Source organism: Sporosarcina sp. SAFN-015 (assembly GCF_059415085.1).
In genome coordinates, this window is the sequence record NZ_JBPFDR010000010.1 from 14,962 (window position 1) to 36,313 (window position 21,352).

The 21,352-nt window shown below is 42.2% G+C and carries 18 protein-coding genes and 1 other annotated feature; of the genes, 15 read left to right on the forward strand and 3 right to left on the reverse strand.

Annotation, left to right across the window (positions count from 1 at the left end; genetic code table 11):
• Nucleotides 1-8: 8 nt before the first annotated feature.
• The 5 genes from hemC (at nt 9) to ACR65H_RS15805 (ending at nt 4,881) form a co-directional block, all read left to right on the forward strand.
• Entirely contained in the window at nt 9-938 is a 930-nt protein-coding gene (gene hemC / locus ACR65H_RS15785; protein WP_440501546.1) for a hydroxymethylbilane synthase, read from the forward strand.
• The gene (locus tag ACR65H_RS15790) at nt 931-1,692 is read left to right on the forward strand and encodes a uroporphyrinogen-III synthase (RefSeq protein ID WP_440501547.1); all 762 of its coding nucleotides are present in this window, start codon (nt 931-933) and stop codon (nt 1,690-1,692) included. The genes hemC and ACR65H_RS15790 overlap by 8 nt, the downstream gene beginning before the upstream one ends.
• Nucleotides 1,689-2,669: a porphobilinogen synthase gene (hemB, locus tag ACR65H_RS15795; RefSeq protein ID WP_440501549.1), complete on the forward strand. Its 981-nt coding sequence runs from the start codon at nt 1,689-1,691 to the stop codon at nt 2,667-2,669. Before ACR65H_RS15790 ends, hemB begins: the two co-directional genes overlap by 4 nt.
• The gene (gene hemL, locus ACR65H_RS15800; RefSeq protein ID WP_440501550.1) at nt 2,670-3,962 is read left to right on the forward strand and encodes a glutamate-1-semialdehyde 2,1-aminomutase; all 1,293 of its coding nucleotides are present in this window, start codon (nt 2,670-2,672) and stop codon (nt 3,960-3,962) included.
• 103 nt (nt 3,963-4,065) lie between these two features.
• Entirely contained in the window at nt 4,066-4,881 is an 816-nt protein-coding gene (locus ACR65H_RS15805) for a hypothetical protein (protein ID WP_440501551.1), read from the forward strand.
• Here ACR65H_RS15805 and ACR65H_RS15810 read toward each other — a convergent pair.
• Complete coding sequence (locus tag ACR65H_RS15810; RefSeq protein ID WP_495164285.1) at nt 4,849-5,040, reverse strand: YszA family small membrane protein; 192 nt, start codon at nt 5,038-5,040, stop codon at nt 4,849-4,851. The two genes, ACR65H_RS15805 and ACR65H_RS15810, sit on opposite strands and share 33 nt — an antisense overlap.
• Nucleotides 5,041-5,107: 67 nt before the next feature.
• Nucleotides 5,108-5,332 (forward strand) — a binding site (T-box leader).
• A gap of 66 nt (nt 5,333-5,398) precedes the next feature.
• Between ACR65H_RS15810 and ACR65H_RS15815 the strand changes: the two genes are divergently transcribed.
• Nucleotides 5,399-8,044 (forward strand): valine--tRNA ligase, encoded by a 2,646-nt coding sequence (locus tag ACR65H_RS15815; protein ID WP_440501552.1) that lies wholly within the window; start codon nt 5,399-5,401, stop codon nt 8,042-8,044.
• Between the two features lie 469 nt (nt 8,045-8,513).
• Here the strand turns inward: ACR65H_RS15815 and ACR65H_RS15820 are convergent, their stop codons facing one another.
• Both ACR65H_RS15820 and ACR65H_RS15825 read right to left on the reverse strand, forming a co-directional pair.
• Entirely contained in the window at nt 8,514-9,311 is a 798-nt protein-coding gene (locus tag ACR65H_RS15820; RefSeq protein WP_440501554.1) for an ATP-grasp domain-containing protein, read from the reverse strand.
• Complete coding sequence (locus ACR65H_RS15825; RefSeq protein ID WP_440501556.1) at nt 9,308-10,174, reverse strand: ATP-grasp domain-containing protein; 867 nt, start codon at nt 10,172-10,174, stop codon at nt 9,308-9,310. Before ACR65H_RS15825 ends, ACR65H_RS15820 begins: the two co-directional genes overlap by 4 nt.
• 62 nt (nt 10,175-10,236) lie before the next feature.
• On the opposite strand from ACR65H_RS15825, the gene ACR65H_RS15830 reads away from it, so the two are divergent.
• The 9 genes from ACR65H_RS15830 to ACR65H_RS15870 all read left to right on the forward strand — a co-directional run bounded on the left by ACR65H_RS15830 (nt 10,237) and on the right by ACR65H_RS15870 (nt 21,350).
• Nucleotides 10,237-11,445 carry a bifunctional folylpolyglutamate synthase/dihydrofolate synthase gene (locus ACR65H_RS15830; RefSeq protein ID WP_440501558.1) on the forward strand — a complete coding sequence of 403 codons (1,209 nt, stop codon included), beginning with the start codon at nt 10,237-10,239 and terminating at the stop codon, nt 11,443-11,445.
• Nucleotides 11,446-11,533: 88 nt separating this feature from the next.
• On the forward strand, nt 11,534-13,237 hold the full coding sequence (locus ACR65H_RS15835) for a sensor domain-containing diguanylate cyclase (RefSeq protein WP_440501560.1): 1,704 nt from the start codon (nt 11,534-11,536) through the stop codon (nt 13,235-13,237).
• Nucleotides 13,238-13,257: 20 nt separating this feature from the next.
• Nucleotides 13,258-14,985: a GGDEF domain-containing protein gene (locus tag ACR65H_RS15840; RefSeq protein WP_440501562.1), complete on the forward strand. Its 1,728-nt coding sequence runs from the start codon at nt 13,258-13,260 to the stop codon at nt 14,983-14,985.
• 122 nt (nt 14,986-15,107) lie between these two features.
• On the forward strand, nt 15,108-15,533 hold the full coding sequence (locus tag ACR65H_RS15845; RefSeq protein WP_440501564.1) for a type II secretion system protein: 426 nt from the start codon (nt 15,108-15,110) through the stop codon (nt 15,531-15,533).
• The gene (locus ACR65H_RS15850; RefSeq protein ID WP_440501565.1) at nt 15,514-15,996 is read left to right on the forward strand and encodes a prepilin-type N-terminal cleavage/methylation domain-containing protein; all 483 of its coding nucleotides are present in this window, start codon (nt 15,514-15,516) and stop codon (nt 15,994-15,996) included. Before ACR65H_RS15845 ends, ACR65H_RS15850 begins: the two co-directional genes overlap by 20 nt.
• 4 nt (nt 15,997-16,000) lie before the next feature.
• Complete coding sequence (locus ACR65H_RS15855; RefSeq protein ID WP_440501567.1) at nt 16,001-17,218, forward strand: hypothetical protein; 1,218 nt, start codon at nt 16,001-16,003, stop codon at nt 17,216-17,218.
• A gap of 15 nt (nt 17,219-17,233) precedes the next feature.
• Nucleotides 17,234-18,613 carry a VanW family protein gene (locus tag ACR65H_RS15860; RefSeq protein ID WP_440501569.1) on the forward strand — a complete coding sequence of 460 codons (1,380 nt, stop codon included), beginning with the start codon at nt 17,234-17,236 and terminating at the stop codon, nt 18,611-18,613.
• A gap of 30 nt (nt 18,614-18,643) precedes the next feature.
• On the forward strand, nt 18,644-20,302 hold the full coding sequence (locus tag ACR65H_RS15865; protein ID WP_440501570.1) for a GspE/PulE family protein: 1,659 nt from the start codon (nt 18,644-18,646) through the stop codon (nt 20,300-20,302).
• Between the two features lie 10 nt (nt 20,303-20,312).
• Nucleotides 20,313-21,350: a type IV pilus twitching motility protein PilT gene (locus tag ACR65H_RS15870; protein WP_440501571.1), complete on the forward strand. Its 1,038-nt coding sequence runs from the start codon at nt 20,313-20,315 to the stop codon at nt 21,348-21,350.
• Nucleotides 21,351-21,352 lie beyond the last annotated feature (2 nt).

The following is a 21,352-nucleotide window of genomic DNA, read 5'->3' on the forward strand; positions in this document are numbered from 1 at the left end:
AGATCATATTGAGAAAAATCATCGTAGGATCGAGAAGGAGCAAGCTCGCTCTAACACAAACAAATTGGTTTATCGACCAAATGAAAGCAGCGGGTGCTCCTTTTGAATTTGAAGTGAAGGAAATTGTGACAAAAGGGGATAAGATCCTCGATGTAATGCTCTCAAAGGTGGGAGGCAAAGGCTTATTCGTCAAGGAGATCGAGCAAGCGCTATTCGATAAAGAAATTGACTTCGCTGTTCATAGCATGAAAGATATGCCAGCTATTTTGCCTGAAGGGCTGACAATCGGATGTATTCCTCCGCGGGTTGATGCTCGTGATGCATTCATCTCAAAAGGTCATGTGAAATTCATGGACTTGCCGGTAGGGGCAGTCGTAGGAACTTCAAGCTTACGCCGTAGCTCACAGCTGCTCATGCTTCGTCCCGATCTTGAAATAAAATGGATACGTGGCAATATCGATACACGATTGAAGAAAATGCAAGATGGAGAATATGATGCGATTTTGTTAGCTGCCGCAGGCTTAAAGCGGATGGGGTGGAGCGACGACGTCGTTACTGAATATATGTCGATCGAAGACTGTATTCCGGCTGTCGGCCAAGGAGCGCTTGCAATTGAATGTAGAAGTGATGATGAAGAACTGCTTGCCGAACTGAAAAAAGTTTCCGACGATAAAACATGGCTTGAAGTCGATGCAGAACGAACTTTCCTATCCGAAATGGACGGCTCTTGCCAAGTTCCGATTGCAGGATTTGCGGTTTACGATGGTGATGAAGTGGAACTAACAGGGTTTATCGCTTCGCCGGACGCAAAGCAAGTCTTCAAAAAGACAGTTCGCGGTTCAAATCCGATCGAGGTAGGCAAATCTGTCGCATCCACTCTACGTGCTGAAGGTGCTGCAGAAGTGATTGAGAAAGTGAAGGCGGAAATGGATGCCTGAATTGCCTTTGAAAGGTGAATCTGTAATTTTCACAGGAACACCGAAATCACTTGAGATTTTCGATCTTGTTAAGGAATACGGAGGCATTCCATACTCCTTGCCGCTTATTCAAGTGAATGAAATTGAAGATAGAACAGATGAATATGAACTGAAAAGATGTGCAGAGTTTGATTGGTTAATATTCACCAGCCAAAGTGCTGTGACAGCATTCCATTCAAAAATGAAACGATTCCATGTGACATCTCAACATATTCCATCCAAAATTGCTGCTGTTGGTACACAGACTGCTGCGGCATTAGAAAAGATTGGCTTTACGGTGGAATTTATCCCGTCCATTTTTAGTGCCGACGTCTTCGTAAAGCAATTCAAGCCTACGGTAAACAGAAAGCTGCGAGTGCTGTTTTTAAAAGGAAACTTAGCGGGCAGCATCATCCGTGAAGAACTGCCTTTTCAAGTTGAAGAATGGACAGTCTATGAAACAATTGCCAAATTGGATTCGGTAGATTCAATTATTGAGATATTGGAAACCGGGGACAACAACACTGTCTTATTCGCCAGCCCGTCAGCGGTGCATGTCTATCATGAACGCATCGTTCCTGTTGTCGGTTGGAAAGGGTATGCAATAGGAGCGATCGGACATGTCACAGAAAAAGCTTTGCTTGACGCAGGGGCAGTAGTGGATGTAAAGCCTGAAATTTATACTCTAAAGGAACTCGTCAAGGTTTTGGCGAAACGAAAGGAAGATATCCAATGACTCAACTACAATTTCGACGTAATCGTCGACTGCGCACTTCAGCTGCAATGCGTTCGATGGTAAGGGAAACAATTTTGCATAAAGAGGATTTTATTTATCCGATATTCGTCATAGAAGGCGAACATGTGAAAAACGAAATTAGCTCGATGCCGGGTATTTACCAATTGTCACTTGATCGTTTAATGGAGGAAGTGGATGAAGTCGTTTCATTAGGCATCCCTTCTGTCATCCTGTTCGGTATTCCTGCAGAGAAAGATGCGACGGGCACGGGGGCGTTTGATGATGAAGGCATTGTACAGCGTGCGACGCGCCTCATCAAAGAGAAGCATCCATCGCTCGTTGTAATTGCCGACACTTGCCTTTGTGAGTATACGGATCATGGGCATTGTGGAGTCGTTCATGGATCCGACGTATTGAATGATCCATCGCTTGAACTGCTGGCTAAAACTGCGGTCAGCCAAGCAAAAGCGGGAGCTGACATTATTGCCCCTTCCAATATGATGGATGGATTTGTCATCGCCATTAGGGAAGCGCTTGACAAAGCTGGCTTCGAAAATGTGCCGATCATGTCATATGCTGTCAAATATTCTTCAGCTTACTACGGACCGTTTCGTGATGCTGCTGACTCAGCTCCGCAATTCGGCGATCGCAAAACGTATCAAATGGACCCTGCCAACCGGATGGAAGCACTTCGCGAGGCGGAGTCTGATGTTATGGAAGGCGCGGATTTCTTAATTGTCAAACCTGCTTTGTCCTATTTAGATATTATGCGTGATGTGAAAAACAACGTCCTTCTTCCTGTCGTCGCTTACAATGTGAGCGGTGAGTATTCGATGGTGAAGGCAGCTGCACAAAATGGCTGGATCAATGAAAAAGAGATTGTATTGGAAACATTGACAAGTATGAAACGCGCAGGTGCGGATCTTATTATGACATACCATGCAAAAGACGCAGCGCGTTGGCTGGAGGGAAAATAAATGGGGAAAAGTTATGAAAAGTCTAAGAAAGCGTTCGCAGAAGCAGTAAAGTTAATGCCAGGTGGCGTGAACTCTCCTGTCCGGGCTTTCAAATCAGTCAATATGGATCCGATATTCATGGAAAGCGGAAAAGGACCGATCATTAAAGATATCGATGGCAATGAGTATATCGACTATGTCCTTTCTTGGGGTCCGTTGATTTTGGGACATGCTGATCCAGATGTCGTTGAAAGCATCAAGAAAGTGGCTGAGACAGGTACAAGCTTCGGAGCACCGACATTACTGGAAAATGAACTTGCGAAAATTGTTATTGACCGTGTCCCTTCCATTGAGGTTGTCCGTATGGTTTCTTCAGGAACGGAAGCGACAATGAGCGCATTGCGTTTAGCTCGCGGATATACAGGTCGTAATAAGATTTTGAAATTTGAAGGCTGTTACCATGGCCATGGCGATTCACTTCTCATTAAAGCTGGTTCCGGCGTCGCTACACTAGGTTTGCCGGATAGCCCGGGAGTACCTGAGGGGATTGCAAAGAACACGATTACAGTGGCGTACAATGATATGGATGGCGTTCGTGCCGCATTCGACCAATTTGGGGACGATTTAGCGGGCGTCATCGTTGAGCCGGTTGCAGGGAACATGGGAGTTGTCCCACCGGAGCCGGGCTTCCTTGAAGGATTGCGTGAAATCACCGAGCAGAATGGCACATTGCTTATCTTCGACGAAGTGATGACTGGTTTCCGTGTCGATTACAATTGTGCGCAAGGCTATTTCGGAATCACTCCTGACCTAACTTGCCTTGGCAAAGTGATCGGCGGTGGACTTCCTGTCGGAGCATATGGTGGGAAGCGTGAAATCATGGAAAATATCGCACCTGCAGGAACTGTGTATCAAGCAGGGACATTATCTGGAAATCCGATGGCGATGACAGCTGGCATCGAAACATTGAAAAAATTGACGCCTGCTTCATATGACCATTTCAAGAAGCTAGGCGATCAGTTGGAGGCTGGCTTCCGTGAAGCGGCGACGAAATACAATATCCCACATACTGTGAACCGTGCCGGCTCTATGATCGGCTTCTTCTTTACGAATGAAAAAGTATACAACTATGACCAAGCGAAAACGTCCGACTTGGAGTTGTTTGCAGAATACTTCCGTCTAATGGCAGAAGAAGGCATTTTCCTTCCGCCATCCCAGTTTGAAGGTATGTTCTTATCTGCAACCCACACGGAAGAGCATATCGAACAAACTGTTCAAGCATTCCATAAAGTGTTCGCCCAATTGGCGCGATAATCCTACACCACCTATTGTCGATCGACAATAGGTGGTTTTTTATTCTACCTACCCCTCTTGATGCATATAATGGCAAGTGAATGAAACCGGGGAGGGAAATGGAATGAAAAAGCTGCAATGGAATATGGAAGAAGTCTTTTATTTTCCTGAAAGCGTCGGAGTGCCAAAGGATGCACGTTTAGTTAAAGTGAAAGCAGGATTTACAGAAAAACGATCTGAAGATGCGGTCCGCCTTTCTGGAATTTATCATATCGCCGCCAAGGTCGATTTTGGCGAGGGAGAGCGGAGTGAGACACTTCCAGCAGACGCGGTCTTTGTGGATGATGTAGAGCTCGATGGGGAAACGGGTTATTTTGAATACGCTGTGCCTTTATATATCGATTTGCCTCCTGAAGTTGAACATCCATTGCATATTGAAGCGACAAATGTCAAAACAACATTTGACGGACAAGGTGCCTTCACAGTCGCTTGGAATGTAAACTGTACGTATGGAGAGGATTCGACCGCAAAAGCTGCAAGCGATGAGCCAGCGGCAAAAACTAGTAATGAAACTGCCTCCAACGAGACTTCCAATGTACAGACTGCCAACAACAAGTCTTCATCGGAAGCGAATAATGAAGCAGAATCCGTAGAAGAGAAGACGGATGCTGTAGCAGTTAAAGAAACGCCAAAGGAAAAAGTCGCAGCAGGAATGTCGGAGCAGGAACAAGCTGTTCAAGTTTCCGAACCTCGACCAGCCGCAGCTGTACAAAGTCGAACAAAAGCTGTGCCTGTACAAGAGCGGCAGACAGCTGCAATGCATGACAGCAGCTCGTGGAATGACCTTGATGATATGCTGTCATACATCGCAACGTTGCCGGATGAATGGACGACGACAAGATTCCGCTCAAATGATATCTTTGTAAAGGAGGAAAGTTAAACCTATAAGCGCGCATAATAGGAGGAAATCACCCGTCGTAGGGACGATTAAAACCCTAATGAGCTGAAAAACGGCAATAGGGATGATGATGCCTTTGCAATAAAATCTTGTCTTCCGTAGCCACGGGGGCAATAAATAAGGATTGTATCCCTTTCTCATAAATACCTTCCTTTCATATTTACTTGACGAAATCTCCTCTAATCGAATATAATACTCATAACTATATAATGATGCTTTGATCGGGAAAGTACGTGAGTTTCATTTATCCAAGAGAGGGCGCCGTCGGTGGGAGGGCCTATAAATGAATTTACAGAAAGTCACCCAGGAGCAGTTTCCGTGAATTTTGAGTAGCGGAAGCCGGTTTGAAACCGTTATTTATTATTGAGGCGCAAACATTTTTTTAGTTTGCGTGAATAAAGGTGGTACCACGGATAACTCCTTCGTCCTTTTTGACGAACGGAGTTTTTTTGTATTCACTTTTACAAGCAGCACGTGCAAGTAAAGAGGAGGAGTTCATATGTCAACAGAAAACTTGTCAATGCCAACGAAATATGAGCCGCAGTCAATTGAAGCGGGCCGTTACGAATGGTGGCTGAAAGGTAAATACTTTGAAGCACAGCCTGAAAGCGGGAAAGAACCGTACACAATCGTCATTCCACCGCCGAATGTTACAGGTAAGCTCCATTTAGGGCATGCTTGGGATACTACGCTGCAAGATATTCTTATCCGCATGAAGCGGATGCAAGGCTATGATGCTTTATGGCTTCCAGGAATGGACCATGCGGGTATTGCGACACAAGCGAAGGTAGAAGAAAAACTTCGTGAAGAAGGAAAATTCCGTTACGACCTTGGACGTGAAAAGTTCCTAGAGGAAACGTGGAAATGGAAAGATGAATATGCTGGTCATATACGTGCGCAATGGTCGAAATTAGGTCTCGCGCTTGATTTTTCAAGGGAACGCTTCACGTTAGATGAAGGATTGTCAAAAGCTGTCCGCGAAGTCTTCGTAAAACTTTACGAAAAAGGTTTTATTTATCGCGGTGAGTATATTATCAACTGGGACCCGGCAACGAAAACTGCACTTTCGGATATTGAAGTTATCCATAAGGATGTTCAGGGTGCATTCTATCATATGCGCTATCCACTCGCTGACGGAACGGGCAGTATCGAAATTGCAACGACGCGTCCTGAAACAATGCTTGGAGATACTGCGGTAGCAGTTCATCCGGAAGACGACCGTTATAAGCATTTAATCGGCAAAACGGTTACATTACCGATTGTCGGACGGGAGATTCCGATTGTTGCTGATGATTATGTCGACATGGAATTTGGAAGCGGCGCAGTAAAAATTACGCCGGCACATGACCCGAATGACTTTGAAATCGGAAATCGCCATAACTTGCCTCGCGTTCTTGTCATGAATGAAGACGGCAGCATGAACCAACTTGCAGGCAAATATGAAGGGATGGATCGCTTCGAATGCCGAAAAGCAATCGTCAAAGATTTACAGGATATCGACGTTTTATTCAAAATCGAAGATCACTTGCATTCTGTCGGGCATTCTGAACGTAGCGGAGCTGTCGTTGAACCATATTTGTCAACACAATGGTTCGTTAAAATGGCGCCGCTAGCAGAAGAAGCGATTAAACTTCAGCAATCCGAAGGAAAAGTCAACTTCGTTCCGGAACGTTTTGAAAAGACATATTTGAGCTGGATGGAAAATATCCATGATTGGTGTATTTCCCGTCAACTTTGGTGGGGACATCGTATTCCTGCTTGGTACCACAAAGAAACCGGCGAAGTGTATGTCGGTCATGAAGCTCCTCAAGATATCGAGAATTGGAACCAAGAAGAAGATGTACTCGATACATGGTTCTCATCCGCATTATGGCCATTTTCGACAATGGGCTGGCCAGATTTGGATAATGAAGAGTTCAAACGCTATTATCCGACTGATGCACTCGTAACGGGTTATGATATCATTTTCTTCTGGGTATCCCGGATGATTTTCCAAGGTATCGAATTCACTGGTCAACGTCCATTCAAAGATGTATTGATCCACGGTCTCGTCCGTGCAGAAGATGGACGGAAGATGTCGAAATCACTTGGCAATGGAATCGATCCGATGGAAGTGATCGATAAATACGGAGCGGACGCATTGCGCTATTTCCTAGCGACAGGTTCGTCACCAGGCCAAGATTTACGCTACTCAACTGAAAAAGTTGAAGCAATCTGGAACTTTGCAAATAAAATTTGGAATGCTTCACGTTTCGCTTTGATGAATATGGACGGCATGAAGTATGAAGAAATCGATCTTACAGGTGAAAAATCCGTTGCAGATGCATGGATTCTGACACGATTGAATGAAACGATTGAACAAGTAACGAAGCTTGCGGAGAAATACGAATTCGGCGAAGTCGGCCGTGCGCTTTACAATTTCATCTGGGATGACTTCTGTGACTGGTATATCGAAATGGCGAAATTGCCGTTGTACGGTGAAGACGAAACTGCAAAGAAAACAACTCGTTCCGTTCTTGCATACGTCCTCGATAACACGATGCGTCTCTTACATCCGTTAATGCCGTTCATTACGGAGGAAATCTGGCAGAACCTTCCTCACGAAGGGGAGTCGATTACGGTAGCTGCTTGGCCAGTAGCTGATCCTGCGTTGACGGATACGGCAAAAGCATCCGATATGAAGCTGCTCGTTGACCTTATTCACGCAGTACGTAATATTCGTGCTGAAGTGAATACGCCAATGAGCAAAAAAGTACCTCTTTATATCGCTGCGAAAGACGAAACGACTGTATCCGTTTTGGAAGCGAACCGTAGCTATATCGAACGTTTCTGCAATCCGGAAACACTGGAGATTGGAGTCGGTATTTCAGCGCCGGGCAAATCGATGTCAGCTGTCATTACGGGAGCAGAATTGTTCTTGCCACTTGAAGGGTTGCTGAATCTTGATGAAGAGATTGAGCGATTGAAGAAAGAACTGGCGAAGTGGGAAAGCGAAGTGAAACGTGTTCAAGGCAAACTTTCCAATGAGCGATTCATTTCAAAAGCGCCTGAAGCGGTTGTAGCAGAAGAGCGCGCAAAAGAGCAGGATTATTTAGAGAAGAAAGCTGCAGTCGAACGCCGTATTGAAGAATTAAAAGAGATTTAAAAAGGAAAAAGAGTTGGTCCTCCAGTAGTGGAGTTGACCATCTCTTTTTTAGTTTGTTCAAAAAAGCGACTAGTAAAGTACGGCGAGTGATCATAAACGTGCGTGAGTGATTATAAATGTGCGTGAGTGATCATAAATCCATGCGGGTGATCATAAACGCGCGTGAGTGATCAAAAATCCGTGCAAGTGATCAAAAATCCGTGCGAGTGATCATAAATGTGCGTGAGTGATCAAAAATCCGTGCGAGTGATCATAAATGTGCGTGAGTGATCATATATCCGTGCGAGTGATCATAAACGCGCGTGAGTGATCAAAAATCCGTGCGAGTGATCATAAATGTGCGTGAGTGATCATAAATCCGTGCGAGTGATCATAAACGCGCGTGAGTGATCAAAATCCGTGCGAGTGATCATAAATCCGCGTGAGTGATCATAAATGTGCGTGAGTGATCATAAATCCGCGTGAGTGATCATAAACTCTCCAATTTCCTCTTCACATACTCCAGCAATTTCTCCGCAACTGAAAAATCATGGGTGATATACAGCGATCTCGCGCCGACTGGGTCTTCAATTTCATTCAACATCCAACCACCGTCCGGCAATAACAGGAAATCGATGCCGATATAATCGCTTTTTAATGCCTTGGCAATTCTCCGGACTTCATTTTCTTGCCAGGACGAAAGTGTGTATTTCTCCACAGTCCCGCCAAGGGTAAAATTCGACTTGAAAGAGTCATTTCCAATTCGTTTGACAGCTCCTAACACTTCCTTACCGAGCATGAAAACACGGACGTCCGTGGAATCCGATTCGATATATGGCTGCACAATTGTCCGTCTTCCTTCGAATTGAGCGAAAAACTCTATTGCCTCATTCTGTGTATGACAAAGAAAAACTTCGCGGCCCCCATGTCCATCAATTGTTTTCAACACAAAAGGGGCAGGGGGTATGTCTAATAAGGAATTTGCCCTTTTTGTTGGAACTGCAGGAACCCCTAACAACGAAGCTAGTTCATAAGTCTTCAGCTTATCGTTTGCAATTTTGTTCACTTCCCCCCGGTTGATCACTCGGAATCCCGCAGACTCCCATTTTCTCGAAAGCTCTGGATCTCGGTCGCGGAATAAAATAAAATCCGCATCATCGTCCGGTTCTTCCTCATCTACTAACAACGTCAATGCAATATCCATCCTTGAAGCATGAATCATCAAATCATCAATGAACCCGCGATTCCGTTCCGCTTCCTTTAACGAGTAATAAACATACCCTTTCATGCAAGTTTACCTAAAATGTATTCGATCATCTTGTCTGCTACGTTGATGCCCGTCACGTTATAAATATTGCGGATATGCGCTGCGGCATTCACTTCGCAGACAAGTGGTGCTTCATTTTCTCCAAACAATAGATCGACACCTGCAAATTCGGCACCGACCGCATCTGCCGCGCATATCGCCAGTGCCTCCTGTTCTGGAGTCAGGTCAATCATACTAGCCACTCCGCCGTTTGTAATATTTGCTCGGAAATCCGTCTCGGATAAACGATACATCGCCGCGACAATTTCACCGCCAACAATATTTACTCGGATATCCCTTCCTCTACTCGTCGCAATGAACTGCTGAAATACATAATCGACTCCACGCAATTCATCTACTTTCGAAAAGAACTGCTCTTCTGTTTCAATCAAATACACTTTCATGCCGAATGATCCGTGGCCTTCTTTGATAATCATAGGCAAGCCTAGTTTTTCAAGAACCATTTCATAATAGCCCGATCCTTCAATCGTAAAATTCGGATATACTTTCGGTGCGATAATCGTTTCGGGCATTGGAATATCATTCTTTGCCAGTTGTATGTATTGCTTCGCTTTATTATCACATGTCTCAATTACTTCAGGGTCATTAAAGACAGGGATACCAGCATTTTTCAAAAATGTGGCCAGCAGGATATCTTTGTCCAGAAAGACGACAAAATCAGGTCGGACTTTCAACTTTTCATTAAGGGCCATAAGCACTTCATAGTTCTTTTTCAGGGTAGCATTGACGCCTGCCCGTTCAGCAGCGTCTCGTAAAAGGTCCGCCTGATCGCGAAATTTATCACTCGTTAAACTCCCGTTATAGATTACCCAACAATTTTTCATTTCGTTCCCTCCGGCCGTGATATACTATTTCTAAGCTGATTTTACCATAAGGGGCGAGTGAATTGATTCCAAAATTTGATGAATATAAAGAGCGATTTGACATCATTAGTGATGATGAAATAAAACCGGGGCTTGATAGCATTCGTAAAGCACTTCAAAAGGTTGGGAATCCAGAAAAGTGTCTACCTGTCATTCATGTGGCGGGAACAAACGGAAAAGGCTCCACTATTGCTTTCATGGAATCCATCTTAAAAGAGCATGGATTTTCGACAGGGGTCTTCTCGTCACCTGCGTTGGTAGATGTGCATGACCAAATTCGTATAAATGGGCTCCCGATCAGTTCGGAAGAGATGGATAAGACGTTTCTCAAAATGAAAGAGTCGGATCTAAGCGGAACGTTGACTGATTTTGAATTGTTGACAGTTGCGGCTTTCCTTACTTTTGAACGGTTAGCTCCTGATTATGTCTTGCTCGAATGCGGGATGGGGGGCAGTTTCGACAGCACGAATGTCGTTTCGCCGCTCGTATCAGTTATTACATCAATCGCCCTTGACCATATCGGTTTTCTTGGAGGAACGATTGAGGAGATAACTGAGCATAAGGCAGGGATTATTAAAGAGAATACGTCAGTAGTCGTTGGTCCGCTTCCAAAAGAGGCTATGATCGTCGTTCGAATGAAAGCGAAGGAGACGAACAGTAAAGTTATCGCATACGGAGAAGATTTCATAACGAAAGATGAGGAGTTTATCGGGGAATCAATTCGGGTACCTATTCGTGAACGTAGGATGAAAGGACCGCATCAAGCTGTCAATGCTGGAGTAGCAATAGAGGCGCTGCTGCAAGTAGGACTAAAAGTGGATGTTGAACTTCTTGCAAAAGGCGTGTCGCTGGCTACTCTGCCATACCGATTCCAAGAAATTGCCGAAGGGGTTTTTATCGATGGAGCGCACAACCCTGCTGCTGCCAAAATGCTTGTCGAGACGATAAAATCCGAATTTCCTGGAGAGAAAGTCGACTTTGTCATCGGCATGTTGAAAACAAAAGATATTAAGAAAACGATAGATGAGTTGATTCCTGTTGCGGCTTCCTTCACTTTCGTCACGTTTCCTCATCCGCAAGCTGCCACTGTAGAGGAATTACTATCCAGTTGTCAGTATAATAGAAAAAGGGTGACAAAACATTTGGATGATACTATAATACTAAGAAAGGGAAATGATAGGAAGAGAATAGTCGCAGGGTCACTTTATTTGGTTAGTAGTCTTTTGAACTAGTTTCTTCAATAAGACATGATTACTTCAATTTGGACAACACCATATCATTTCGCATGTTTTCATATATTTTATAAGGGGTGCATGAACGGTGTCTGAAAAAAAGTGGTCTACAATCTTACTTTTAATTACATGGTTGCTCATCGTTCCACCCGGAATTGGTTATTTCCTTCTAACTCGGATGCCTGAAAGCATCAATGTTGCCCACTTGATGCTTTTTATTATTTTTGGTTTATTAACTGCGCTATTCCCCATCAAAAGGAATGGACAACCTGTCACTTTAGTCATGTGGGTTACATTACCTGCTTTCCTCATGTATGGAATTGCAATTGAAATGGTCGTTATGCAGTTATCAATTCTCGCAAGCCTTTTTGTTACAAAAAGGTACCAAAAGCAATCACATCGATTTTTTCTGAATTCCATCATGATGTTCATTTTATCAATTGTCGCTGCGGGCGCATTTTACGTAGTAGGTGGCACAATTGGTTCAATGGACTTTTGGCCACTTCTAATTGGTGTGTCAATATATAGGCTTGTCCATACAACTACAAATATTGGCTTATTGAATACATATTTTATGATAAAGGGAGCGAAAAGTCCTTATACGAAAAAAGATATGCTTTTTGAGTATTCGACGCTCATTCTCATTTTGCCATTGGCTTTAACATTTTATTTAATGTTGAACATGGTCGGCAACGCTTCTTTTTTACTACTAGGTTTTCCTTTTTTTATGACAATCATGATTATCCGCTTGTATGGACGTTCTGAAAAGATAAATGAATATATTAAAATAGCTGGCAAAATCGGAAGTGAACTTTCTGTCATGACGGCCGAAGAAGCGGTGACAACACAGTTCATTACGAAGACGAGTGAATTATTCAAAGCAGATTATGTATTACTTTTCACGAATCATGATCAATGGCTCGAACTGGAGAAATGGTATGAAAGAAGGCATTTTGTCGATCGGCCAAACCAAACTGTCCAAATCGGGGAAGGAATTGCAGGGATGGTGTTGGAGAAAAAGGAACCGGTCATCTATTCGAAGAGAAAAGACTGGGAGCAATATGCGACAACTTCGGTTCTGGAGGATTTGGAGAGTGTTCTTTGCATACCATTGGCGCATAACGACAAAACGAACGGCGTTCTTCTATTAGGATCTACTAGGAAAGGTGCTTTTGGCGATTACCAACTGAAGATTTTAGATTTGCTCGGTTCTTATTATATTGTTTCTCTAGAGAAGGCTAGATATGTACAAGAAGCATTGCAACGAAGTGAAAGATGCGCATTGACGAAGCTGTACAATTATCGGTATTTGGAAGAAAAGCTTCACTTTGAAATGGAACGGATGCGTATGGGAGATATCGATGACTTATCGGTCGTCATGCTTGATATTGATCATTTCAAAAAAGTGAACGACACATACGGCCATCAAAGCGGCAACGATATTTTGTATGGATTTGCAAGATTATTGGAAAAGAATTTACCGGAACGAGGAACGATTGGTCGGTATGGCGGAGAAGAGTTTGTCTATATTTTACCCGGCTTTTCAAAAGCCGAAGCAGCCGATTTTGCAGAACAACTTAGATTGCTTATTAGAAAACATGCATTTACTATCATCCCCGATTTGGGCGATGATAAATATCCGGTAAAAGTATCGATTACATCTAGTGTCGGTGTTGCAAATGCGCCAACGGATACGGACGAAGCGATGAATTTATTGCGCAACGCCGATCGTGCATTATACATTGGTGCGAAGCAAGCTGGTAGAGACCGAGTGGCCGAATATGTAAAATGACGAAGGGAGAGGGATGAGAATTGATAGTTACGGCTAGACAAAAAAAGGCTGTATATATTATGTGGCTCCTTGTTGTTCCTTTAATGTTTTACATTGCCCTCAACTACTTTCCGGCGAAATCACTTAATTACGTAGAAATTGTCATTTATTCGGCTATCCTTATTGCGACATTAATGACTTCGATTTCATTGGATAAAGTAAGTATGACGTTGGAGAGATGGGTTATCTTCTCTTTGTTTTTCCAATATGGCATTGTCGCCGAAATGATGTTTATGCAAATTACAAGTTTTATATTGCTATACACAATGAAGTCTTCGACACCGAAAGCGTTCAGGTTTGGATTTAATTCTATTAATTTTGCAATTGTTTCTGTAATAAGTAGCGCGATATTTTATGCTATTGGAGGTTCACTTCAAGAAATGTCATTAGGGACATTTCTACTGGCAGGCTTCATTTATGCTTCTGCCTATTCATTGGTTAATAGTCTTGTCATTTATACGTTTTTCAGATGGATGAAGATAACTACAGCAGGAATGAAGAAAGTTGTATTGTGGGATTATGTTTCTTCGATTCTGCTTTTACCTTTCGCCATTACGTTTTGTCTACTTTTACAACAATTTGGCAGTGAAGCATTTTTACTCATAGGTGTACCGTTTATTATTGTTTTACTTGTTTCAAGCAAGTATATGAAATCAGATAAATTGAATGAAGTACTATCATCATCAACGGTTATCGGTCATCAGCTGGCTGATAGCTTGCGATTCGATGATGTTATGGTTACATTCATTGACAAAATTAATGACGTAATACCTTATGATAACGCATACATCGTCGATTTAAGGATGGGTGAAAATCTTGTCATGCTTTCCCATAAAGAAGGGAAGCTTCAAAGTGAAGTGCCAAATAAGTTTTCTTTTCCTCAAAAGATTTCTGAGGGGGATGGAATGGACTTAAATGTGACAAGGATATTTTTGAATAAAAAAAACATCGGCTCACTGAAAGGATATTCATTTGACGAATCAGTGGAAAGTGTTATGACTGCACCCATTAAGAGAAATCAAAAGACAGAAGCTTTCCTGATCTTAACATCGCAACAAAGGTACGCATTCGAAGATGTACATGTAAAGATGGCGGATCTGTTAACAGGCTATTTTGCAACCGCAGTGGATAAGGCAAGATATTATGAAAAAACAGTGGAAAAAAGTGTGAGATGCGGTTTGACAGGTCTTTATAATTTCCGTTACTTGGAGTCCAAGCTGGATGAGGAGATGATACGCTATCATATTGGGGAGATTTCTACGTTGTCTACGATCATTTTAGATATCGATCATTTCAAATCAATCAATGATACATATGGACACCAAAGTGGAAATGATCTGCTCTGCGCATTCGCAGCACTATTGAGGAGTTGCCAAACACCCGAAATGACCTTAGCTAGGTATGGCGGCGAAGAATTTGTAATCGTCATGCCAAATTATAAAAAAGAAGACGCAGTGGAATTTGCAGAGATGATTCGAAAAAAGATGGAAGAGTCTAGCTTTGAAATTATCCCGGACCTCTTGGAAGACAGGAAACCTGCAATCGTTCAAATGACAATCAGTGTTGGTGTAGCAACATTGCCGATGGATGCAAAAGATGGTAAGGAATTGCTGCGGAACGCCGACCGGGCGCTTTATATTGGCGGGAAACAAGCAGGACGCAATCGGGTAGGGGTGTATGAAGAAGAATATGTTGGCATATTGAATTGAGACTGGCAGATGCCGGTCTTTTTCTATGATATTTTTACTATTGAAAGAGACTAGTTGATTAGTTTAAAAGGATTTTGTATGCTGTAAGTAATGGATACATAATAAGGGAGGCGATGTTTCAGATGAAAAGCCATAAAAGAAACGAAAAAGGGATGACCCTCGTTGAAATCTTGGCTGCTCTAGTCATCTTAGGCATCGTCTTTATTGGGTTTATGACGATATTTCCGCAGATGACGAATTTTAATCAGAAGACTGGGACCAAGCTGAGTGCAATGAACGAGGCAAGGGTGCTTCTAGATAACTATAGAAACTCATCATATTCTCTAAGTGATTTCACTTCGGAAAATGGTTATATCGATAAAAATGAGACCTGGATTCGAACTGAAAAAAGTGAATTTGGAGAAGTAGAGTATAGAGTTAAAAAACAAGCTGCATTGCCAGCTGGGGATGCTGAAGGCGAGTTGAGTCTGCATGAAGTCAATATATCGATTCAAAAAGATGGCAAAGTTATCAGTGAGACTTTCGGCTATGTTGAAGTCAGTAAATGAAAAACATAACAATAGTTCACGACAATCAGGAATGACGCTAGTAGAGGTATTGGCCGTACTTCTATTGACCGCACTTGTCATAATGTTAATTTGGACAACAGTACTTACAAGCATGAAATACAATATAACGGAAACTAAAAAGTTAAGAATGCAACAGGAGGCTAATTATATAATTACGAATCTTCAACAGATTCACCGGAAATGTGATACATATAAGTTGGAGGAGAGAGATGGGGAAATTTGGATGACAGATTGTATGGGAGCTGTCAATCAATCAGATAAGAAAATCGTTTCGGAATTTGAATTTAAAATTAGTGGATTGCCAACGGAACAAGAAATTGAAGCGAAAACAACAGATTCCTCTTTGAATGTGGATCTAGTAGTTGCTGATCCGGTTAATAACAAATTAGAAGTAAGTGTCTCAACCGTCATCTCTAGATATAAAGTGGAGAAGGAGGAGTGAAAAAATGCGAAGAAGTCACAACGAACAGGGATACGCATTATTAATAGTCCTCTTTTTAGTCGTCTTCATTATGGCTGTTTCAGCTGTCTTTATTAGAGGTTCACTTGGAAATGCAAAACAAGAATTCAAAGTGGATGATAGCCAACTTACAGTAATGGCTGCAGAAGCGGGTGTAGACTATTATAAGACTTATGTTTCAAATTTATACTTTTCCATTATACCTGACTTGGAAACATTTGTTCAAAATGATATTAAAAAACAACTTGAGAATCCCAATAATAAAGCTAAGGTAGTTGATTATAATTTAACTAGAAAAAATACCACTAGCGAGCTGGAACGAATATTTAAAGAGAAAGAGAAAATTCTTGAATTAACCTTAGAGAAGAATATTACGCTATATAATTTCAAATTAAAAACCACTTCTGTGAAAAGGTATCCCGAAAGGCACACAGTAACGGTATCTGGAACTTCAGTGGGAATGGGAAAAGGTACTGAGAAGAAGATTTCATTTGAACAATCATTTACTATACCTGATTTCAGTGGAGCATCGAATTCAAGTGGAGATGGGATGTCGTCCCCTCCCAATATGCATAAACTTTATCCTGATAATGTAAATGCCGCGGGTTGTAAAAGCAGCAAGGGCGGAGAGTTGAAAGATACCAAGTGTTTAGGATCAAAGAATGGCGACTATAAAGAAATATCCAATTCAACTGTTTACTTTGAAGACGGATTCGTAAACAATAGCGGAAATTTGGCAGTGCAAAATTCAATAATTTTTAGTAAAGATGGTTTTGACGTCAAAAACTTTAATCAACTAACTGGATCAGATCTATATATTGATTACTCTTTCAAGGCGAAAAATATGAATGGAATCAAGAATACTACAATGAGAGTAAACGGAGCTGTAAATATAACAAGTAATATGGACATGGAAGGTTCAACTATAATAATTAGGGGATCGGGACGTTTCAATGGGCACTTGAATATTTCTAAAAACTCATTAGTGTGTGTGGCTGGTTCACTAACAGTCGATAAACACTTAGATATTGATGCAGGAAGTAAGTTAGTTCACTATGCTAGCGTAGCATATGGTAAAAAAGTAGGCACAGGAGAAATAATTCAGTTAAATAGTGAACAAGAAGTTTGGGAAAAGTGTAAATCGGAAAATGGTAAATCGATATCTTGGCATAAACCCACTATTGAAGATGTGATATATGAGTAAAGGGGGTTCGGAGAAGTGTTCCAATTAAACAAAAAAACATTAACTATTGGTATTTCTTCTATAGTGGTTTTGATTTTTATGTCAAGTGTCGCCTTAGCTTCTGATTTTCGATTTGGTAAGCAATTTGAAAATCACACATACGTAGGGCCATTCAACATATCTGACAAAAAAAACGAGCAAGCCAAATCCAAATTAGTATCCGACTTTTCAGAGCTTCAATCCAAGCTAGAAGTGAACTTAATTTACCAAGACATCCAATTTTCACTTCCACCTGAAACAATCTCATTCAATATCGACATGTCCTTAGCTAATGCAAATTCAGGAGAAGACAATCCGATTATCGCAAGTGTCTCCCATGATGGATTGAAAACAGTTCTCAGTCAAGAGCTACCAAGCATCCAGTTCTCGGAAGATGCAGTCAAGTCGGTTGCTGCAGGAGTTGAAAAGGAGCTCCAAACAGGGATCATGCCTAGAAATGTTCATATTACTGACTATCTAGCGAATGAAATTCCAAATGAAGTAGTCGCATCAGCAGAATATAACATTGACATGATATCTCCGGCTTTATCTAAAGCAATCAATGCCCTCAATGGAGTGATCATTCAGCCATATGCATCGTTTTCAATGATGGAGCTGTTAACAAGTGAAGAAGTTGGACCACTTACGGATGAGGAAATGACATTACTTTCTTCTATACTTTACACTGCCGTTTTACAGACGAATTTTGAGATTGATGAACGTAATATTAGTGCGTCCTTATCTTCAAACATCCAACAAGGTTTTGAAGCCGCTATGAACCAGACATTAGGACTTGATTTTCAATTTACAAACCCTAACAAGACGGAATTCACTATGCACACAGCTTGGTCTGCTGGGGCAATCCGTCTATCGATCGAAGGCATGCCGCTCTATTACAAATATGAACCTAGTACGACTAATATTGAAACGTATAAACCAAGAATTGTTCGGCAATATAGTTCATTCGTTGATGATGGACAAGTTACTGTTTCTCAGGATGGAAAAGAGGGCATTGAAGCAATCGTTAAACGGACACTTTCTATCGACGGTCAAATTGTTGACACTGAAGACATTTCCGAAGATTTTTATGCACCAATTAATCGAATCGAAATCCATCCATTATCAAAAGGGAATACTTCGGTGACTGATAGTACAGATAGCGAAAATACCACTCTTCCGCAAAACGGTGAAGCTGCTGCTGCGGACGTGGAACCTGGAAATATCAACAGTGAAGAAATAGAATCAAGTGACTCAAATAACTCCAACAATATTAACGGCTCTCAAAACTCAGACACTGAAGATGGGACTGTCCATGAAGAGTCGACTGAAGAAGAGATTAATTACGATAAAAGCGGTCTTCCGATATCAGGGAAATGATATACGTCAAGAAGTGAAAGAGGGATAAAAATGACGACAACACGGAAACGTTTAGGCGATTTGCTCGTTGAATCAGGACTCATTACGGACTTCCAGCTTCAAACTGCATTGGAAGAAAAGCCAAGAGATCAAAAACTCGGAGATGCTCTTCTTCAGAGAGGCTATATTACGGAACAGCAATTGATCGAGGTGCTCGAATTTCAACTGGGGATTCCGCACGTCAATCTTTTCAGGTATCCGTTCGATCCAAAGCTGTTCAATATAGTACCGAAAGAATTTGCTAAGCGAAATTTACTTGTCCCGTTAAAGGCGGAGGGGGACAGGCTATTTGTAGCGATGTCCGACCCTATGGATTATTTGGCTGTCGATGACTTGCGTTTGTCAACAGGCTTTCACATCGAAACAGCGATTGCCTCAAAAGACGATATTTTACGGACGATATCGAAGTATTATGAAGATGAATTGCTGGAAGACTTTTTCATCGAGCAACCTGAGGAAACGAGAGAGCAGCAAGATGAATTGACGGATCTTGATTCGCCGATTGTCCGTCTTGTCAATCAGTTATTGTCTTCTGCAATTACGCAGAAGGCGAGTGATATACATATTGACCCACAGGAACATCAAGTCGTCATTAGGTTCCGAGTAGATGGGATGCTAAAGACCGAACGATATTTGCCGAAACATATGCAGGCGATGCTTACAGCACGGATTAAAATTATGTCGAGCCTTGATATTACAGAGCACCGTGTTCCGCAAGATGGAAGGATTAAGGCAACAATCGACTTCCGTCCGATCGATCTAAGGGTATCGACATTGCCCACAGTATTTGGCGAGAAAGTCGTTATGCGTATTTTGGATTTGAGCAGCTCGCTGAATGACCTTACGAAGTTAGGTTTTAGTCCAACGAATTTAGAGCGGTTCTTGAAGGAAATTGAACGTCCGAACGGGATTGTGTTAATTTCCGGTCCAACCGGTTCAGGGAAATCTTCCACTTTATACGCGGCACTTAATAGATTGAATCAAGAAGAAGTGAATATTATCACCGTTGAAGATCCGGTAGAATATCAACTCGAAGGCATCAATCAAATCCAAGTTAATCCTGCAGTCGGTTTAACTTTCGCAAATGGATTGCGATCGATTTTACGACAAGATCCGGACATTGTTATGGTCGGTGAAATTCGTGACCGTGAAACGGTGGAAATTGCAATTCGAGCATCATTGACAGGTCACCTCGTCCTTAGCACAATCCATACGAATGACTCGATCGCTTCAATCACGAGATTGATCGACATGGGCGTTGAACCGTTCCTTGTAACAGCTTCAGTAAATGCAATTATCGCGCAACGGCTAATTCGCCGTGTTTGTCGGGATTGCGGCAGGGAAATGCCAGCATCGAACCGTGAAAAAGAGATATTCGCAAAACGCGGCAAAGAGATTGAAACGGTTGTCCGTGGACCTGGTTGTGCAGCTTGCAATATGACTGGATATCGTGGGCGTGTCGCCATTCATGAAGTGCTTATTATAAATGATGAAATGCGGGAAGTAATTAATAACCATGGAACTCCGGCAATGCTGCGAGAAATTGCTATGCGGAATCATACTATATTTTTGATCGACGATGGATTGGATAAAGTGAAACGGGGCATTACGACGACAGAAGAAGTGTTGCGTGTTTCGCTTCTGGAATAGGGGTATAGAAATGAATGAAAAAATAAATTCAATATTAAAAAAGGCATTTGAACTACAAGCGTCCGATATTCATTTGACGGTTGGCGTGCCTCCTGTCTTCAGGATCCATGGGGAGTTAAAGCGTTATGGTGATATATCAGTAGATGATTCTTTTACCGATGAAGCGGCTAAAACGACGATACCAGAAAAGTTATTCAAGACATTTCTTGAAAAAGGACAAATTGATTATTCGTATACATTGAAAGATCTCGTCCGCTTTCGTGTGAATGCGTTTCAACAACGCGGTTCGATTTCGTTGGCGTTCAGGACAATTCCGACTATCGTTCCTTCAATCGATGAATTGCAAGTGCCCGGATCTTTAAAGACACTCGCTGAAACTACCCAAGGACTTATATTAGTGACAGGACCAACAGGTTCTGGAAAGTCCACGACGCTTGCTGCAATGATCCGTTATATGAATGAAACGATGCGTAAACATATTATCACTCTTGAAGACCCGATCGAGTATGTACATTCCCATCAAGCATCTATCATTGACCAACGAGAAGTTGGCTTTGACACAAGTTCATTTGCTGACGGATTACGAGCTTCTTTACGTCAGGATCCCGACGTTATCCTTGTCGGGGAGATGAGGGATTTGGAGACGATTTCAACCGCCATCACTGCTGCTGAAACTGGGCATCTAGTTCTTGCGACGCTCCATACTTGGAGTGCGGCCTCCACAATTGATCGGATCATCGACGTTTTCCCGCACGGCCAGCAATCCCAAATACGTGTTCAGTTGGCTGGCGTTTTGACAGCAGTCTTATCGCAACGTCTCTTTCAAACAGTAGACCGGAAAGGTAGGAGAGTCGCTACTGAGTTAATGATCAACAACTCTGCGATTTCGAACTTAATCCGTTCGGAAAAAGTACATCAAATTCCGAATATCATTCAGACGAACCGTTCAATGGGGATGCATATGATGGAAACTTCGGTCAGACAGCTGCTTGACCGTGGACTTATTTCATACGAGACAGCACTGCCATATATTGAAGGTGATGATTAACG

Excerpts from the sequence above, each read along its gene's own strand:
- ACR65H_RS15790 (WP_440501547.1), top strand. The coding sequence starts at position 931 with ATGCCTGAATTGCCTTTGAAAGGTGAATCTGTAATTTTCACAGGAACA.
- hemB (WP_440501549.1), top strand. The coding sequence starts at position 1,689 with ATGACTCAACTACAATTTCGACGTAATCGTCGACTGCGCACTTCAGCT.
- hemL (WP_440501550.1), top strand. The coding sequence starts at position 2,670 with ATGGGGAAAAGTTATGAAAAGTCTAAGAAAGCGTTCGCAGAAGCAGTA.
- ACR65H_RS15805 (WP_440501551.1), top strand. The coding sequence starts at position 4,066 with ATGAAAAAGCTGCAATGGAATATGGAAGAAGTCTTTTATTTTCCTGAA.
- ACR65H_RS15810 (WP_495164285.1), bottom strand. The coding sequence starts at position 5,040 with ATGAGAAAGGGATACAATCCTTATTTATTGCCCCCGTGGCTACGGAAG.
- ACR65H_RS15815 (WP_440501552.1), top strand. The coding sequence starts at position 5,399 with ATGTCAACAGAAAACTTGTCAATGCCAACGAAATATGAGCCGCAGTCA.
- ACR65H_RS15820 (WP_440501554.1), bottom strand. The coding sequence starts at position 9,311 with ATGAAAGGGTATGTTTATTACTCGTTAAAGGAAGCGGAACGGAATCGC.
- ACR65H_RS15825 (WP_440501556.1), bottom strand. The coding sequence starts at position 10,174 with ATGAAAAATTGTTGGGTAATCTATAACGGGAGTTTAACGAGTGATAAA.
- ACR65H_RS15845 (WP_440501564.1), top strand. The coding sequence starts at position 15,108 with ATGAAAAGCCATAAAAGAAACGAAAAAGGGATGACCCTCGTTGAAATC.
- ACR65H_RS15850 (WP_440501565.1), top strand. The coding sequence starts at position 15,514 with ATGTTGAAGTCAGTAAATGAAAAACATAACAATAGTTCACGACAATCA.
- ACR65H_RS15855 (WP_440501567.1), top strand. The coding sequence starts at position 16,001 with ATGCGAAGAAGTCACAACGAACAGGGATACGCATTATTAATAGTCCTC.
- ACR65H_RS15865 (WP_440501570.1), top strand. The coding sequence starts at position 18,644 with ATGACGACAACACGGAAACGTTTAGGCGATTTGCTCGTTGAATCAGGA.
- ACR65H_RS15870 (WP_440501571.1), top strand. The coding sequence starts at position 20,313 with ATGAATGAAAAAATAAATTCAATATTAAAAAAGGCATTTGAACTACAA.